13 protein-coding genes and 1 riboswitch are annotated in these 18,711 nt (G+C 40.2%); of the genes, 4 read left to right on the top strand and 9 right to left on the bottom strand.

The features are described 5' to 3' along the window. Window positions 1-158: 158 nt before the first annotated feature. The 7 genes from V7L20_RS28355 to V7L20_RS28325 form a co-directional block, all read right to left on the bottom strand. Window positions 159-761: a DJ-1/PfpI family protein gene (locus V7L20_RS28355; protein WP_334747275.1), complete on the bottom strand. Its 603-nt coding sequence runs from the start codon at window positions 759-761 to the stop codon at window positions 159-161. Between the two features lie 668 nt (window positions 762-1,429). Next, window positions 1,430-2,569 carry a PepSY-associated TM helix domain-containing protein gene (locus V7L20_RS28350; RefSeq protein ID WP_334747274.1) on the bottom strand — a complete coding sequence of 380 codons (1,140 nt, stop codon included), beginning with the start codon at window positions 2,567-2,569 and terminating at the stop codon, window positions 1,430-1,432. Between the two features lie 45 nt (window positions 2,570-2,614). Further along, window positions 2,615-5,203 (bottom strand): TonB-dependent siderophore receptor, encoded by a 2,589-nt coding sequence (locus V7L20_RS28345; RefSeq protein WP_334747273.1) that lies wholly within the window; start codon window positions 5,201-5,203, stop codon window positions 2,615-2,617. Between the two features lie 410 nt (window positions 5,204-5,613). Continuing rightward, a complete protein-coding gene (locus V7L20_RS28340; protein ID WP_334747272.1) occupies window positions 5,614-6,066 on the bottom strand; it encodes a nitrate reductase associated protein in 453 nt (150 codons plus the stop codon). Window positions 6,067-6,239: 173 nt separating this feature from the next. After that, window positions 6,240-6,698 (bottom strand): phosphate-starvation-inducible PsiE family protein, encoded by a 459-nt coding sequence (locus V7L20_RS28335; protein WP_334747271.1) that lies wholly within the window; start codon window positions 6,696-6,698, stop codon window positions 6,240-6,242. A 284-nt stretch (window positions 6,699-6,982) separates the two neighbouring features. After that, window positions 6,983-9,196, bottom strand: coding sequence for a molybdopterin oxidoreductase family protein (locus V7L20_RS28330; protein ID WP_334747270.1), 2,214 nt, complete (start codon window positions 9,194-9,196; stop codon window positions 6,983-6,985). Window positions 9,197-9,471: 275 nt separating this feature from the next. Further along, window positions 9,472-10,974: a NarK family nitrate/nitrite MFS transporter gene (locus V7L20_RS28325; protein WP_334747269.1), complete on the bottom strand. Its 1,503-nt coding sequence runs from the start codon at window positions 10,972-10,974 to the stop codon at window positions 9,472-9,474. 42 nt (window positions 10,975-11,016) lie between these two features. Between V7L20_RS28325 and V7L20_RS28320 the strand changes: the two genes are divergently transcribed. Continuing rightward, a complete protein-coding gene (locus V7L20_RS28320; protein WP_334747268.1) occupies window positions 11,017-11,436 on the top strand; it encodes a coiled-coil domain-containing protein in 420 nt (139 codons plus the stop codon). Here the strand turns inward: V7L20_RS28320 and V7L20_RS28315 are convergent. After that, window positions 11,426-13,054, bottom strand: coding sequence for a ferredoxin--nitrite reductase (locus V7L20_RS28315; protein WP_334747267.1), 1,629 nt, complete (start codon window positions 13,052-13,054; stop codon window positions 11,426-11,428). The two genes, V7L20_RS28320 and V7L20_RS28315, sit on opposite strands and share 11 nt — an antisense overlap. A gap of 497 nt (window positions 13,055-13,551) precedes the next feature. Between V7L20_RS28315 and V7L20_RS28310 the strand changes: the two genes are divergently transcribed. Then, entirely contained in the window at window positions 13,552-13,965 is a 414-nt protein-coding gene (locus tag V7L20_RS28310; RefSeq protein ID WP_334747266.1) for a QcrA and Rieske domain-containing protein, read from the top strand. A 15-nt stretch (window positions 13,966-13,980) separates the two neighbouring features. Then, complete coding sequence (locus tag V7L20_RS28305; protein ID WP_334747265.1) at window positions 13,981-15,276, top strand: HEAT repeat domain-containing protein; 1,296 nt, start codon at window positions 13,981-13,983, stop codon at window positions 15,274-15,276. A gap of 306 nt (window positions 15,277-15,582) precedes the next feature. On the opposite strand, the gene V7L20_RS28300 is transcribed toward V7L20_RS28305, so the two are convergent. Further along, entirely contained in the window at window positions 15,583-16,728 is a 1,146-nt protein-coding gene (locus V7L20_RS28300; protein WP_334747264.1) for a hypothetical protein, read from the bottom strand. A 276-nt stretch (window positions 16,729-17,004) separates the two neighbouring features. After that, window positions 17,005-17,148: riboswitch (cyclic di-AMP (ydaO/yuaA leader) on the bottom strand. A 163-nt stretch (window positions 17,149-17,311) separates the two neighbouring features. On the opposite strand from V7L20_RS28300, the gene V7L20_RS28295 reads away from it, so the two are divergent. Next, a complete protein-coding gene (locus V7L20_RS28295; protein ID WP_334747263.1) occupies window positions 17,312-18,574 on the top strand; it encodes a hypothetical protein in 1,263 nt (420 codons plus the stop codon). Window positions 18,575-18,711 lie beyond the last annotated feature (137 nt).

Here is an 18,711-nt window from a genome sequence, read left to right as displayed (position 1 = left end):
TTAGTAGTCTGTTGTGAGCCAGTACAGTCTTCTGACAAAGGGAAAGGCTAGGGGCTTCTGTACTAAAAGCTTTTACCAACACAAAGCGTCTCGTAGAGAAGGGGGTTTCCACGCCACTTGCCCCGAAGATCGAACCAAAAGATTTCTGGTATCTTGCCTCAAACAACTGTAGTCAGTTCTGGGTGTTCAATCTTAGTTCCAAGTACTGTGAGGAATTCTGCCAACCAATGGGGGTGGGCAGGCCAAGCTGGTGCTGTCACTAAGTTACCATCAACTATTGCCCGATCAACAGGGATATCGATATAAATGCCTCCAGCACTCTTGATATCTGGGCTACAAGCAGGGTAACCAGTACATCGTTTACCTTGCAGTACATTAGCAGCTGCCAATATCTGCAAGCCGTGGCAAATGGCAGCAATCGGTTTATTCGTTTGGGCAAAGTGACGGGTAATTTCTAGCACCTGCTGATTCAAGCGGATATATTCTGGTGCTCGTCCTCCGGGAATAACTAAGGCATCGTAGGTTGCAGCTTCTACTTCTGCAAATGTAGCATTTAAAGTGAAATTGTGTCCGGGTTTTTCACTGTAAGTCTGGTCTCCTTCAAAGTCGTGAACTGCTGTCCGCACCTGATCACCAACTTTTTTGTGAGGGCAAACTGCATGGACGGTGTGTCCAACCATTTGCAACGCCTGAAAAGGAACCATCACTTCATAGTCTTCTACATAGTCGCCAACAAGCATCAAAAGTTTCTTTGCAGCCATATTTTGTTACCCTCATCTTTTGTCAATAGTTGTTTATAGTGGTTGCCAGGTGCGTGACGTGAAGTAAGTATTGAAATCACTCTAGCAATTCATGGAGAGCAGAGATAAAGCTGTGCTTTATGCAGGTGAAATACAGCTTAACCTCTACTTTTATTGGAAAACGCTATATAAAATAAATATTAGTTTAGAGTCAGCTATTTTAGGCGTTAGCATCCCCATAGATTTTTGATACATTACAACACATTTAGTTTTGTAATGTCATTAGACCGAAAAGTTTTCCATAAACCTTATATACCAAGTTGCCAAAGCTAATATTGTTTATAGGACTTACGCACACTCTACGAATTCTCGGTGCTCTTGGCGTCTTGGCGATTCGATAAATTAAGCGAAGTTAGCAATTATTGCGTAAGTCCTGGTTTAGTATCTAAGCTCTGCTGGACTAGTTTCAAGCAAATAATATTATTTATCATAACTTGGTATCAGTCTTTCATTTGCGCTTAGGAGTACAAGGAGCTAAAATTAAGTTTTAATCTACCTTTCAAAAACTTTTGTTGTGAGTGGACGAATAGAGCGATGTCTACGACAAGCCGCTAAGAACGTCTACGCAAAACTGTCATAACTCCACACACCTAATCGTATTTTTCAAAACAAAGCCGATAGCTTGAGAATTAGTTTATATAATTCTGTTTAGGAGAATAATTATCTTTCTGCTTGCGTTTGCGATACCACCACATCACAAAGCCAGTGATAGATAGAATTAAGGGAGCCAGACCAACAAAGATGTAAAGAATACGGGTAGGTAAGCCGCCGAAAGTACCGTAGTGCAGTGGCTCAAAGGAATTGAGAATCTTGTCGCCTAACGATGCCTTTAATGAATTCTCAACTCGTAAAACCTGACTGCTGTATCGATCCAGATAGACATTGCTCATGCCGTATTCCTCTCGCTCTTGAGGGAGCTTCATCCGCAATCGCAGGGGAGCTTTGGGATCTGTGGTTAAGTCAATGCTTTGCAATGCTCCGTCAGGTAGGGCAAGTTGAGCCGTTTTCATCTGTTGGCTGAGTGGTAGAGGAGATTGATTTGCGATCGCCTGGGAAACAAGTTCAGGCAGAGGTGGACTAAAGGTAATGGCACGAATTAATGGGTCAACATAGCCTAAATTCCAGGCAAATCCAGTGAAAAAGGTGAACAGTAAAAATATGGCGGTAGTAATACCGAACACCTTATGTAAATCGAAATTAAGGCGCTTGGGGTGGGCATTCCATTTAATTTTGAAGCCTGTTGTCAGCTTGTGCCAACCAGGCCACAAGATAATTCCGGCGATCGCCACAATGCACATCACTAAGCCCACAACACCGACAATCTTTAAACCCAGATCGCCTAATTTCAAAGAGGTGTGGAGTTCATAAACAATCTGGAGAAAGCGCTGTATGGCATTGGGATGCAGACTGTTGCCCAGAATTGCCCCTGTGTAGGGGTTAACGTAGACTTCTACCCAATCGTTGCTCGGAATTGAAATGACGACATTAAAAAGATCGTCTGGTTTAGTTGGCAAATAAACCCTTTGCAATGCCATTTCTGGCTGGTTGGCATAGGCGGTTTTGACAACATCCAGGATAACTTCCAACGATAAACGATCACCTTGGGGTAGGATAGCGCCAAACTGTTGATGTCGTTGAAAGTCATTGATTTCGCGCTGGAAGACGATCAGGCTTCCAGTTAAGCCAGTCAAGATGGCAATTGATGCGATCGCAAAACCCAGGATGCGATGCACAGTAAATACAATGTTACGTAGTTTTTTATAACTCAAGTTAAACGCTCCTTTGCACAAGCTCAGGCTCGATGAATCGGTAGGTCAGAAGGTGACTGAAATTGTCCCTTGCAGAGTAAATGGTGCTTGGGGAAAGGTGAGGTAGCCGTTTGATTCGTAATATTTGACATCAAAAATGTTCTTAAAGTTGAGTCCAACTTGCCAGTTACTTTGTTTGTATGAGATAGAAGCATCGGTTCTGACATAGGAAGGAAGGATAAATTGCTCGCTTTGGTTAGCAACGCGATCGCCTACAAAAAAGAACCCCCCACCAAACTGCAATCCTTGCAAGTTACCTGTTTGAATTTCATAAGTTGTCCAGAAACTCGCGCCATGATAGGGTGCATTTTCTAAATGCTTGCCTTGGACTGTAGGGTCGTTATCTTTGCTAACGTAAGCATCATTGAGAAAACCAGAAGCAATCAACTTCCAACCCGGTAAAATTTCACCTGCTACATCCAATTCAATTCCTCGACTTTTTACTTCTCCTAGCGCAATTACGTATTTAGGATTATCTAGGTCTGTAGTGGCAATGTTTGTTTTGGCAATGCCATAGGCTGCGAGGGTTGCGGAAAGTCGTTTATCAAAAAGTTCAGCTTTGATGCCAACTTCGTACTGTGTACCGCGAGAAGGCTTTAGCAGATCCTCATCTACTGTTCTGCTATATGGGTCTACTGTAAAAGAGCGACTGTAGCTAGCGTATAGCGAAATGGGTTCAATTGGTTGATAAACAATGCCCACACGCGGTGAAAAGGCATCAAAGTAATATCTAGACTCGTTTGGTTCACTACTGATACTGATGTCAGATATATTTTCACTGTCTGAGTCAATAAAATCATATCTACCACCTACAAGCAACTTCAGATTAGGCAACAATGTCACTTGGTCTTGTAAATAAATTCCTTTAGTATCAGTTGTGCTATTGTCCTGGCTATAGATGCGCTCAGGCAGTGGAACATCATAGTTTGGCTCAAAAATATTGATCGAAGGGAAACCACTAGTAAAGCCTTTGCTATCTTGAGTATTCCGGTTCCAGTCTAGACCTAACAGCAGTTGATGAGCGATAGAACCTGTGTTGAATTTACCAATCAAGTTGGTTTGTAGCGCTAAAGTTTGTGAATAAGTCGGATCATCACCATACTGCGTTCGCGTCAGTGTTCGACCATCCTCTAAAAGTCCAATATCGTTATTAGTAACTTTGCTACTTCCCACACCAAATCTCCACGAAAATCTGTTCCTGAGCCGCCAATTTTCACTAAACTGGTGATTCAGTGTTAGCTCTAAACGATTATTTTGAGAATTTTGATAATCATCAGGTTGAAACAAATTGCGATTTCTAGGCAAGGTTAAAAAGATTGGTTCTGGTCGAAAGCCTCGGTCAAAACCTTGCTTAGAATCAAGATATTCATAAATGAAGTCTAGGGTTGTCGCATCACTAATTTTGTAGGTAAAAACCGGAGAAATATAGAAAATCTCATTTTCAATATAATCTCGATAGCTACCAGAATTTTCATAAGAAACATTCAAACGATACAACAACTTTTTATTAGTAGTGAGCGGCCCAGACAGGTCGATGGTGGGATTGTAGAAATCGAAGCTTCCAGCCGTGAAACTAGCTGAGTAATAGGGATTGCTTAAAGGTTTTTTTGTTACATAATTCACCACTCCACCCGGCTCTAACTGACCATACAGTACTGAAGCGGGACCTTTGAGTACTTCCACTTGTTCAATATTGGCACCATTAGCAGGAAGTAAACCAGTAAACCCATCTATCAAATCAGCATTTCCAAAACCGCGAATATTGACACCACCTAAACTATTGCCATAACCTGATACGCCCGTAGTACCGGACACATTACGAACAGCATCACTTATGCGTGTGATTCCCTGATCCTTGATTATTTGCTGAGGAATCACCTGAATTGACTGGGGAATATCACGTAAAGGTGTATCAGTCCTGGTTGCAGTTGATGCATCCGGCACGGTATATCCATCTTGCTCACCTGTCACTACAAGTTCAATCGGTTCATCACTAAGAGAGTCAGGTTGATTTGGCTTAGTGGGAGTTGCAGGCTGTTGTGCTTGTGTGGAAGGTGCTGCACTAGCAACACTAAGAATCAAACCCTCGTCAGGACTGTCAAACAACTCTACAGTCGGTACATTCGCCTCACCAATCACCGTCACTCGAATAGTATTAACATCGAAGTTTGCTACCGTTATCTCGGTAATACCTGCAACTGGCTGCTCTGAACGAAATGTAAATGCTTCACCTGAAGGTAAGCGCAGTTGGGCGTTGGGAATATCAGCAATAAAGTTATTGCCAAAACTGCGATTCACCACTTGCAATTTTTCACCAAGGGAAGTCTGTAAAATCACTTCTAAACCCTGCTGAGTGAGATTCGCTTTAACTGCCGTCACTGGCACAATTTCTGAGGTAGGTACTGTTTGCGGTGCTGGCGACTGTACTAGTTCTTGAGCGCTAGTGTTAGTCGGTTCTATTTTATTGAGTCTTGGAATCTCTCTAATCGTTCTAGAATTGCGTAATCCCGATGCAACAGATTTATCCTGTGCTTGTTTGTTCATCTCAGCAGCAGTTGCACTTATTGCAATGCAGAACCAAATAGAGCTTGTCACCAAAACAATCTTCAATATCTGTTTTAACACCATGTAGTACCCCTATACCTACTCTCCACTTACCACTACTCTCAACAAAGCAGTAAATAGCTGTTAGTTACTGAGATTGCTAGTCAGCTACTTGAGAATAAACATTACAGGAAATGACTCAACAATTGCAAATAATTATCAAAAATTTTTTATCAAGGAAGTTGGTATAGTAAAGGACTGGGAACTGGGGACACAACGACTGCACTCAGTGATCGCTGGGGACTGGGTGAAAAGTTTTTTTGTGTCTAAGTTTTATTATCTTTTGATGTCCTAATCACCAAGGCTTGTGGTATAGATACAGTAGACCAAAAAGCTTTGGGATGCCTGCGGTAGGCGTAGCCATCGCTCTATAGATTTTTCTTTTAAAGACTACTGTCTAATTAAAACAGATGAAATTCTGCGATCGCTCTGTTAAAATTTTGATTTTCATGTCCTGGACGGCTGAGTTTAATCAACGCAAAACGCTGTAAGGGCGTTAAACCTGCCCAATTTTGCTGTGTTAGGGTTACACCTATTTCTTGAGCTTTTTCTTGGAGGCTAGATGGTACAGTGGCAGAGTCTAGCCATGCTGGATGAGGCTCGATGGGCAATTTTTTCGCTGGTGTACCTGTGCGTTGTATGATTAATTGCTCGATATACTCGCGGTAAGACTGAATTTCCGTTTTTGTAGTGCAAGGTAATTCGACTAAAGCTTGACGCTCGGCTGTAGTCATTTGATTCCAATCAGACAATTTTAGCTTAATGCCACAGGTATCTAATTTGCAACGCACCTGCATAGGGATACAGCGCAGGGAATCAACAAAGTCTGCTTCAAATTCAAAGAAATCTGTCACGTCGCTTCGCTCCGAATTCAAAATTTAAAACTTGTATTGAGCTTATCGAAGTATTCAAAATTCACGCATTAATAATTTATACTATTGCTCGACAAACACAAAATTGCTGTGCCACTAAGAGTGATTTGTATTCCATGCAATTGAGAACCGCTATAGTTGGTTAGGCATTTTCTTTAACTTGCATCTTTGGAATTACTGAGACGAATTATTAAATAACTAATTGATAAAGCAAGAATAGCTATACCTAAACCAATTATATCAATACCTGGAACTTTTTCTAAGTCAAGAATAATAATTTTTCTAGCAACAGCTATTAAAGAAGTGACAATAACTAATTCAACCTGAAAAACGTGTCGTCGGAGATAGGCGGTAATATTTTCTAATATTTCTAAAGCAATTAAAATATTTAAAAATAAACCAAAAATTTTATATAGTATTGAGTTAAATTTACCATAAGGGGCTGTAAATAACTCTTTAAAAATAAAAATTCCTAAATCTCCGATCGCTACCAAAATTACAACCACCATAAAAATAGATAGAGCTTTAGAAACTAGCACTTCTATATTTTCAATAAAGTGCATGAAGTTCTCATCTTTGGTCGCTGTTACAAATCGCCTCATTAGCTTTTTCATCTGCTGCACCCAATTTTAAAACAAAACAAAATCCTATAGATAAATCTAGAGGATTAAAAAAAGATGACTTGCCAATACTTGGTAAGTTTTCTGTCTATTTTTTATTCTTTAACCATCGCTAAAATAGACGTTAGTAAAACCTCTATTAACTATAAACTTAGCCTCTTTAGATATGGTAATTGGTAACAGTCAAAATTAGAGAGTCAGAAAAAATGATAATAACTATTGACTATTGATTATTGACGAAATTACCTGTTGCTGGTTATAAATTACTATTTTGCAGCTTACGATTGTAAGGACTGGAATTGATGATTTTTGGTTGTAATTTCCAGAAAAATTGGGATTAACTGCACTGCACAAGCTTTTAATTCTGGTTGCAGCGAATCGGGGCAAGATTCTGGATGGGTGAGGGCGTTGGCTTCAGCATTATCTGCCCACAGTGAACCCCAGTGCATGGGAACAAAAACTGTACCAGGCGCGATCGCTTTTGTGACTTTAGCAGGAAACTTCCCTTTACCCCGACGCGATCGCACTTCCACATACATAGTATCTGTAATACCTAACCGAGCAGCATCACGGGGATGAATTTCGATAAACGGTTCGGGATGCATTTTGCAAATTTTTTCAATTCGACCAGTACGTGTCTGCGTATGCCAGTGTCCGTAAAGTCGCCCATTAGTCAGCACAAACGGATAATCCGGGTCTGGTGGTTCTGCCAATCCCTTTGAGTAATATGCCCCAAATCTAGCGCGTCCATCAGGGGTATGAAAACATAAATCAGTATATAAACGCTTTCGATAAGTTTCTCCCTCTGCTTCCCCTGCTCCTCTGCTCCCCTTGCTCTCTTCTGGGTGAGGCCATTGAGTCGGGCCTTCTGCTTGTAATTGCGCGTGACTGATACCTGTCATATCGCAGGGGCGATTTTTAGTTAATTTGACAAACTCAGCGTAAACTTCCGCAGAATTTGCAAAGGCAAATTCTTTCTCAAAACCTAATCTACGTCCAACTTCAGCAAAAATTTCCCAATCTGCTTTCGCTTCTGTTGGCGGTTGGCGAAATGCTTGACATAAAGTTACCACCCGTTCGGAGTTTGTCATTACACCAGTTTTTTCACCCCACTGGGCTGCTGGTAGCAGAACATGAGCGTAAGTAGAGGTTTCTGTAGGATAATATGCGTCTTGGTAAATAGTGAAAGGCGATCGCAACAACGCCTTTTTAGTTCGCTCTAAATCTGGCATACTCACAGCAGGATTAGTAGCTGCAATCCACAGTAACTCTACAATGCCATCTTCTAAGCCAGTAATCATATCCCAAGTAGTCAAACCGGGATTGGGCGAAATTTGTCCTGGCTGAAGTCCCCAAAACTCCTCAACTTCTGCACGATGCTGGGGATTTTTCACCGCCCGATAACCCGGTAATAAATGCGCCAAACCTCCGGCTTCCCGTCCTCCCATCGCGTTCGGCTGACCGGTGAGAGAAAAAGGGCCAGCCCCAGGTTTGCCAATCTGTCCAGTCATCAGGTGCAGGTTAATGATAGTTCTTACCTTAGCCGTCCCTTCTGAGGATTGATTCACACCCATTGACCACAAAGACAATACCCGCTCAGATTCACCCCAGTAATGTGCTGCTATTTCTAAATCTTCAATGCTGATTCCACATTGACGAGCTACTATTTCTGGGGGATAATGCCGAATCACCTCAGCATAAGCCGGAAAGTTGCTGGTGCAGTCGTCCATAAACATCGTATCAATGTAATTCCAGCGCATCAACAAGTGAGCGATGCCGTTTAACAAGTCGATATCTGTACCGGGACGAATAGCTAAATGCAAGTCTGCGGCTTCTGCGGTTGGTGTGCGACGGGGATCAACCACAATCATTTTGACTTTGCGGTTCTTCTTGTGATATTTTTCCAGTCGATTGAAAACGATGGGGTGACATTCGGCTGTATTAGTACCAATTAAAAATGCACAGTCGGTTAACTCCAAGTCATCGTAACAGCATGGCGGGCCATCTGAGCCAAAGCTTTGAATGTAACCAGCCACCGCACTAGACATACATAAGCGAGAGTTGGCATCAAAATTATTACTACCCAGACAGCCTTTGATTAATTTCTGGGCTATGTAATAATCCTCAGTTTGAAACTGGCCAGAACCATACATACATAAGGCTTCTGGCCCTTGGTTGAAGCAGATAGTTTGAATGCGCTGCGTGATGATATTAAAAGCTTCATCCCAACTAACTCGGCGAAACTCTTCATCTAATGAGTTTCGCACCATTGGGTAATGTAATCTATTTTTATCTAAAGATTCTGCGATCGTTGCACCTTTGACGCAAACCATTCCTTGACTGGATGGATGGGCTTTATCACCGCGCACTCGCCAAGTTGGAGTTCCTTGGCTATCTCGATTAGTTGCTTTGCCAAGTTGGGCTGGGGGTGAAACTTCTAATCCACAGCCAACACCACAGTAGGGGCAGAGGGTTTTGGTAAATTCACTCATGGCGGTTGTACCATTTTGTTATTTGGATTTTGCAACCTCAGATTTAGTGGCAGTTTGATAAATTTGTGCGTAATACAAAAAAACTCTTATTTCTTTGCGTCCTTGGCGTCTTGGCGGTTCGTTTTTCATAATTTTTTTTAACGAACCGCCAAGACGCAGAGAGCGCAGAGAAAAGAAAAAGAGATTTTCATGAATTAAGACTGTTATAAAAGGATGAAGTCTAAAGTTCCCTATTCAGATTTAATAGTGAATTTTCTACTTCATCCTTAAGTTGATTATTCTTCAGTTAAGAAAATAGAGTTTGTAGTTGCGGATTCTGGTAATTCACCTTCATAGGTGGCCGCAAAGGAACCTTTTGGTTCTTTGAGGAAGAAGGCACACATAAAAGCGCAGACTAAAGCAGCTAAACCCATTGTGCTGAATAGTGTAGATGCGTCAGTTAAACTAAAAATTGTTAGGTAAACCACGCCGCCAAAATTACCGTAAGCTCCGACATTACCAGCAATTTGTCCAGTAGCTTCTTTCTTTATTAGGGGGACGATGCTGTAAGTTGCACCGCAGCCAGCTTGGGCAAAGTAGGCGGCAAACATTGTAACTGCGATCGCTAGCGGAATCGGCCAGTTACTATTAATAAAATGTGCCATCAAATAGGCAACACCAATACCTGCACTAATAATTGTCATTGTCCACTTACGGGAACCGAATTTATCAGACATTAAGCCACCACTGGGACGAGAAACCAAATTTAAAAAAGGATAGGTAGCAGCAATCATCCCAGCTATAACATGCTCTAAATTAAAGGTTTTTTCAAAAAATGCCGGGAGCATGGAAACAACTGCTAGTTCGCTGCCAAAGCTAGTCATGTAAGTGAATTCGAGTAACGCTACTTGATTGAATTGAAAGCGTTCAGATGCAGCGTAAGTTTTCTTACCAATTAAAAGTTCTCGGTTTACTTCCCAAGCTTTATAACTTTGGTATGCAAATAATCCTGCTAATAGCAACCAAGTCAAATACATTTGGCTGAGAGTCAGGAAGTGAATGTTCTTTTGTTCTAAACGCCAAGCTAATAAACCCAAGGCGAAAATCAAACCAAAATTCGAGATAATCATTGCCCAGAAGCTTTTGACACTAGTCACTTCTAAAGCTCCATTCTTTTTCGGTTTCTTGTAAACTTTGCCTGTGGGCGTATCTTGGACACTGTTGTAATAAATTACGCCGTAAATAGCTGCAATAATCCCTGTAAGTGCGATCGCAAACCGCCAGTTAGAAGCACCACCAGCGAAAAAGCTCGTACAAACTGCAATCATCGGTAAGGTAAACTCTGCACCAAAAGCCCCAAAGTTACCCCAACCACCATAAATGCCTTGAGCAATTCCCATCTCCTTCGGCTGAAACCATTCTGCCACCATGCGGATACCGACAACAAACCCAGATCCGGCAATTCCCATCAGCAAACGACTGATAACTAGTTGATTAAAATCTTGCGCTAGCGCCGTCGCTAAACAAGGAACAGCCGCAAACATCAGCAGGATTGAGTAGGTGATTCTGGGGCCAAAACGATCTAGAAGCATCCCAATGATTAATCGGGCGGGAATTGTGAGAGCAAGGTTACAGATGCCTAAAGTTTTGATTTGCTCAGGTGCTAGATGTAGTTCTCTGCCAATGGTTGTAGCGAAGGGTGCAAAATTAAACCAACAAACAAAGGTGAGAAAGAAGGCAAACCAAGTCTGATGTAAGATGCGGTAGCGATCGCTGAACGAAAATAAGTTTTTAAGCATTCTAATCTTTCTAATTGAATAAAATACGGAGAAGATGAGTCTTTGAACTTGGAAGTTGCACCTTTGAACTCGGAGGTTGAGCCTTTGAACTCGGAAGTTGCACCTTTGAACTCGGAAGTTGAGCCTTTGAACTCGGAAGTTGCACCTTTGAACTCGGAAGTTGAGCCTTTGAACTCGGAGGTTGCACCTTTGAACTCGGAAATTGCACCTTTGAACTCGGAGGTTGCACCTTTGAACTCGGAAATTGCACCTTTGAACTCGGAAGTTGCACCTTTGAACTTGGAAGTTGCACCTTTTAGCTCGGAAATTGCACCTTTTATCTCGGAAGTTGAGCCTTTTAACTCAATTCCCAATTCTCCATGCCCCTCAAGAGTGCTGAGTGGGGCAGAGAGGAGAATAACTCCTAACTGTACAGACGCGATTAATCGCGTCTCTTTTGCCCAATGCCTAATCAGTTACTAACTAATATGGCTTCTTGCTTGAGTTTTGCCCCAAAGTTTTTGATTAGTAAATCTTGCAATACTGGCTGCAAGTCTTCGCATGGTATGCCTTTCATAACACAAGTTCCTAAATGAGCATCTTTGCCAACTTTGCCACCCATATATATGTCAACGCCTTCTAGGGTTTTGCCATTTTTGCGAGTTTTAGTTCCCATCAAGCCGATGTCTGCAACTTGGGGCTGTCCGCAAGAGTTGGGGCAACCTGTCCAGTGAATTCGTACTGTTTTAGTGAAGGTTAAATCTTCTTCTAAGGCTTTAATCATTGCCAGGGCGCGGTTTTTGGTTTCGATGAGGGCAAAATTGCAAAATTGTGCGCCTGTGCAGGATACTAGCGATCGCGTCAGCAAACCTGGATCAATAGAAAACCTTTCCAGCATAGGCTCTGTTAAAAATGTTTCTAAACACGATTCTGAAACGTTGGGGATGACGATGTTTTGCTCAACTGTAAAACGGATTTCGCCACTGCCGTAAACTTCTGCTAGACGAGCAATTTCAAACATATCTTCGGCAGACAACCGACCTACGGGAATGTTCAAGCCTACGTAATTTAATCCTGCCTGTTTTTGTTTATATACCCCAATGTGGTCGCGTTTTTCCCAGTCGATTTCGTCTTTCGCTGCTGCGGGTAATAATGATTTACCCAAACGGCTTTCTACTTCTGCTCGAAACTTTTCTAAACCCCATTCATCAATTAGCCACATCAAGCGCGATTTTTGCCGATTAGCACGCGGCCCATGATCACGAAAGACTTCCAAAACCGCTCTACATACAGCTACCACATCTTCGGGAGGTACCCAAGCATTCAAAGGAATCGCAGCTTCACAACGTTTAGCTGAGAAAAAACCACCTACTAAAACGTTAAACCCGAAAATTTTAGAGTGGAAATTTTGCTCCTCTGCTCCCCTGCTCTCGCGGTTACTGAGCGCAGTCGAAGTATGCTCCCCTGCTTCTTTAAATGCTGGAACAAAAGCTAAATCGTTAATTTCAGCATGAACTGAATTATCTCTTCCGCCAGCGATCGCAATATTAAACTTCCGTGGTAAGTTGCTAAACTCTGGGTTTCCTTGCCCTTTGTTGGTGAGCATATCTTGAATTTGCTGTACTAACTCTCGTGTGTCGTACAACTCATCTGCATCTAACCCCGCCACAGGATCGCCTGTGATATTGCGAACGTTATCCATCCCTGACTGAACGCTGGTTAAACCAACTGTGTGAAATCTATTAAAGATATCTGGTAAATCTTCAATTCTGATCCCCCGTAATTGAATATTCTGTCTTGTAGTAATATCAGCGCAACCATCATCACCGTAACGCTGCACTACTTGGGCTAAAACACGCATCTGACTGCTGCTGAGAATACCGTTAGGCATCCGTAACCGCATCATAAACTTACCTGGGGTAACTGGGCGAAAAAACACACCTACCCATTTGAGTCGATGATCGCGATCGATTTCGTCCATTGCTTCCCAGCCCAAGGCAGCAAATTTATCTATCTCATCCCTGATTGCGAGTCCATCTTTTTGCGCCTTGAATTTCTCGAATTTATTGAGATTGCTAGTGTTAATTGTTGTGTCTGTCATCAGGCTGACTCTTGTCTAAATTACTGAATATGGTGATAATTGCCCAATATCAATCAACCTGTAGTTCCGTCAGGTGTTGTATCTACGAGGATTAGGAAATAAAAACTTAATATTTGCTTAGGGTTGATTATTTTTACTTCAGAGCATTCAAAGCAAAACTTCAAACCCGTGATTAGTTAAGTAAAACTTGTCGCCATTTACATTTTGGAAATTTGTCAAGCAGGTTTAGATAATGTTCATGTAACAATTTCGATATTTATAAGTTAAAGGCAAATTTCTGTTAAAATAGTATAAATAGCTACGGTTTTTTGGTAATATTGCTTAAAACGGATAAATAATATGCATTTTTTGCATCAAAACCAGCCAATATCCTACACAAACTCGTTAATAATGAGTATTTGAAACGCTCGAAGAAATTTTGGATTGCTATAAATCAATCCTGAATTCAAAATTGAGTGGTAGATGTTAGCTAAAACTTAGATATTATTTCAGCAGCTATGAAACGTCGTGATTTTATTAATTGGGTAGGTTTGGGTTGGATAGCGAGTTCTCTACCTGTAGCGATCGCAGCTTGTTCTTCTGGCACCAAGTCAGCATCAACCGATTGGCAAACAATAGGTACATCAGCAGATTTAGATAAAACAGGTCAATTGCTGGCGAAAAACTCACCTGCTGGGCCTGTGCTGGTAGTCGGCACATCTAAATCTGCAAATCTGACGGCTGTTAACCCTACTTGTACTCACGCAGGTTGTACGGTGGGATGGAAAGCTGACGCCAAAAAATTTGTCTGTCCCTGTCATGGTTCGGAATATAGTATTGATGGGAAAGTGCAAAAAGGCCCAGCAACAGAAGCGCTGAAAACTTATGCCGTCAAAATAGAGAATAGTTCAGTTGAAGTCAAGCCAAGTTAAACAATTTAGGGTGTCGTGAGTAACATCAACCAGCTTTTAGTGCAAGCCCAAACAGCACATGATGCAGCTGATTGGTCATCACTAATTCAATATTTACAACAATTAATTTTAGGGACAGATTCGGAACATCCAAAGATAGTTAAAAATCGAGAATATATCCTAAAATTTGCCCTTTCAATTTTAGAAATGGGGGATTTTCAGCAACGCTGGGAAATTACCAAGGTGTTGACTCATTTGAGAAATATTGCAATTCCTCCACTCATTGATATATTAAAAGATGAAGATGCAGAAGAAGAATTGCGCTGGTATGCAGCACGGACTTTAGGCGAATTTCAACACCGAGATGTAATTTTGCCTTTGGTGGAATTGTTGAAAACCGATGAGGATGAAGAACTCAAAGCGATCGCAGCTACAGCACTGGGGCAAATGGGTACTGTTGCGATTAGTTCACTAACTGAACTTCTAGCAGATGAAGATACACGGCTTTTAGCAGTGCGATCGCTTTCCTATATTCGGCATCCAGAAACCATCATACCGCTATTGAGTGTAGTGCAAGATCCACAAGCGGCAATCCGCACAGCTGCAATTGAAGCCCTTAGTAGCTTTCATGACAAACGTGTGCCACCAATCTTGTTAAATGCTTTGGATGATATAGCCGCTACAGTTAGGCGTGCATCAGTCCTTGGTTTAGGTTTTCGCCCTGACTTATGCGAAACTTTAGATTTGGTGACAAGACTACAACCCAAGCTTTACGACTTTAATCTTGATGTTTGTTGTGCAGCCGCAGTTTCCCTTTCTCGGATGGGTTGCGATCAAGCAGCGCAGCAATTATTTAAACTGCTAATATCACCTCATACACCGCTACCACTGCAATTAGAAACCATCCGCGCATTGGTTTGGGTGGGAATACCATCTAGTTTGGAATATTTGCAAACAGCATTTAATCAAAGTACTTCGGAGACACTTTGGCAAGAAATTGTTACTGTTTTGGGGCGAGTGCAAAAGCCGCAAACTCCACCAGCCACAGAAATATTATTGCAAATACTGCAATCGCAACATCCAGCCACCGAGATTGCCAACGTTAAAAGTGCAATCGCTTTATCTTTAGGACAGTTAGGCGAAATGCAAGCCATTGAACCATTGATTTGGCTGCTAGCTGATTCTAATGCATCTGTCAGACTACATGCGATCGCTGCACTAAAAAATTTGGATGGGGAAGCCACATATCAACAATTGCAGCAGTTAGCAAAAAATACCGCACTCACACCAGATTTACAACAAGGAATAGCGATCGCTTTAGCGGAATGGTAACTTGCGCGTATTTGTATCCAATTAGTGGTTAATTGTTTAATTCGTCGTAGATAAGCCACAATCATAATAAGAAGTAATCATGCGGGATTGTAGTCAATTATGGCAAAACCTAAAATCCCTAATATCCATCACCAAAAAAATAATGCAACACACGCCTGACACCTCTACAGTTGATTCGTGTGTTGCAAATATTTTTGAAAATGGTATGATTTCACTTCTAAAAATATGAAAATTTCCACATTTCAGAGTGAGGTGTGACCTAATAAAGGAAATTCAGCAATCACTTATTATTCGACGTTCCGCATTTTATTTGATTAATTCTAAAGAAATAAATAACTCACCGTTATTCATGTACTTGCTACGGAAAAGTTTTTTCACAACATCAGGTAAATCATCCATAGCTATATCATTTGGTTTATATACTTTGCTATTGATTTGGATGTTTATATCTGCAATATTAGCAATGTCTTGAAATAATCTGGCATTTTGCAGATAATAACCTTGGTCACATAAAATATACTTAACTCTATCATAGGTACTGTGAACCATGCCCGATTTAATAACATCTACTCTTACATACAAACAATTTTCTAAAGATATAGTTTTGGTGTCTTGCCATATCTCCTCAAACCTTTCATTAATAAATGCACCTACAGGAGAATCTACTGGTAGTTTTAACTGCTTGCTCATTGTGGTCATTCCAGAACGGAAGAAGGTGACAAACATATTTGGGTCACACATATAAATAGCTAGTGATGGACTAGTATTATATAATTTCACTTTTAATTTATCTTGTTTTCCTCTGTCTTCCAGTTTTTTAATTATCTTCTGTATCTCTCGTAAATTTATATAAATTCTTTCTGAAATATTATTAAATTCACTGGATACAGCTTGTAATTCTAGACAACGAGCATCTACTAAATCTTTATTTTCAGGATTGAGCAATAAAATCTCAATCTCAGTATTATTAGTCTCAATGTATTTTAAGATAGCTTGAGCGAATCTTTCTTTGTAAACATTATCCCTCAAAAATTCTGTCCAAACTTCCATAATTCTAATAGGAGCTACAGAATTGCGAGACAATTTATTGAAATTTTTAGCTCCCATTATTATATTAATAAATTCAAGCTTATCAAAGCAATCTAACTTTACACCTTGCTGCTCATCGAATTCTTTAAGACGACAAAAAACAATATCAAAAGCTACAAATGTACATACAGCACCTAACAAATTAAAACCCATGTTTTGCCAAACATTGAACCAATCAAATTCATGATTAGTTAATAATGGTGAGATAATTAATATAACAGATATTCCAGAAATAGCAGAACCAACTTTGACCGATGGAGTACGAAGTAAGTTTTTAAGCTTTGGTATATTCAAATAAAATCTTTGTTTTCTTGATTTTATTTGTTGATTTTGTGATGTATGTTTAAATAGATTAAGTTCCATTTTGATTCTCCTTTATTAACAAGTGAATCCCCATATCAAAATTATTCTCATTGTTTAGCTAAAATAACTTAATTACCTTGAATACAGTGAAATTCAAGATATCGGAATAAGTTAAGTTATTGCAATAAAATATTCGGCTCGGATTCCAATAGTAATTATTTGGAACTCGAGCTTTTTTGATTATTAAGTTACTAAATCAGTACTATCGAAAACTTTGAACAAGCAACAAACTAAAAAACACTGAATATAACACCATTTAAGAAAAATGATGTTTGTTCAGTTTTCTTTCAATGCCGACGAAGTTAGCTGACGGGCTAGGACTGAAAGGTGTCCATCCTGGAAAAATCACAGCATTAGCCCCACGATAATTTGGTTCCTCCGTTCTGTTTTACCTTATACACTTAAAGGCATAAGACAAAACAGTATTAGGCAGATATGTTTCTCTGAAGTATTTATAGTCGTTATATGACATTAATGTAGCAGAAAACATTTTTTTTTACAATTTTATAAAATAAATATTTTTTTATGAGTTTATATAATTATATAAGTTATATATAAAATTAAAAGTTAATACTTATAGATCATGAGAAAAAATACCAAGGGAGAGGAGACAAGTAATCAACAGAAAAAATTGGTCAGAAGCTTATCTATTACCCAAAATGCTTGGGATGCCATCAAAGACAAAGCAGCAAGGGAAGGTATATCTGCTTCTGAGTTCCTTGAACGGATTGGACGTGATGCATCCGTGCTGGAAACCCCAATTAATTCCCGTCTCAAAGCATTCTTAGAAGCGCCTATTTCTATGTGGTGGTGCTGGTCTGAAGCTACAAGGCGTTACGCATTACAATTGGGGCTGGTGGAAAGCCATAGGCAAGAAAGCGAAGAAGGACTCAAAGATTACATAGCCGATGAACGGCTGAAGCAGCAAAAAGAAATAGTTGGAGATTGTCTTTGGCGTGCCATGCTTACAATTGCCGTAATTAACTATGGCATTCCCGAACTTGGCATTAATAGCATGACACCTCTTCTACGTTGGATGAGCTTCAAAATGCTACAACACAAGGCAGAACAAGGAGAAAGTCTTTCTTTACAAAAAACTGATGAGCCTACGTTCACTATTACAGAAAAACAAATCGAAAACGACTTAGTTGAAATTCAAGCTGCACTAGACCTATTGCAACAATTTTCACCATCCTATTACGAAGTTCTGGATATGGTGATGAACGGCAGGATGAGTTACGCCCAAATCGCCAAATACAAACGCCTTAATACCCAAAAAAATGTTACAGAAGCAGAAGTACGGCGAGAAGCAAAAGAAGCAGTTTATCAACTTCGAGCATATCTGCATAACCAAGTGACGGAGAATGTAAAAAAGCAGTATATAAAAAATTCCTTTAAATCTGATAAAAACTTGGAGGCAAAAAAGAAGGAATATTATCAACTATGTTCATTATCTTTTTTAAAAGATAAAGAGAGAAAAAACCTGGAAGAAAAATTTATTCGTCCTGCATTGGAAGATCCGGAACTGGAGTTTTGGATTAAGGAGATTGACCATTTGGCAGGACATCACTTAACTGGATTTGAGTCTATCCATCTTGATTCTAAGCATAAAGACCTTCATTATATTTTGAGAGAAGAACTAGAAAAAAAACTAAAATATGAGAATATAGACGAGAAAGATAATCTTCGTAGTTTACTGATTCAAATGGATAAAAAATTGATGTTTTGTAAGTCATTCAAGGATATACGGGAAACGGTGGGACAGTTTGTTTATGATATATCACAAGGAAGCTTGCAAATTGATACTATCCCTTTTCCTAAAAATTTTCTAGAGCGAAAAGAATAGAAACTCATCCTTAAAACCATAACGATTCTTATTTGAATTCTTTAATCCCTCTTTTGTTACTTTGGGGAAAGAAAAAACGGTAATGTTATTCAACTAGCAATAGGAAAACTGATTGGACTCGCCCGAAAATTATTCAT

The sequence above is a fragment of the Nostoc sp. genome (genome assembly GCF_036916735.1).
Taxonomy (GTDB): Bacteria; Cyanobacteriota; Cyanobacteriia; order Cyanobacteriales; family Nostocaceae; genus Nostoc.
Note: the sequence above shows the minus strand (reverse complement) of the source record. Positions and strands in the feature narration are given on the sequence as shown.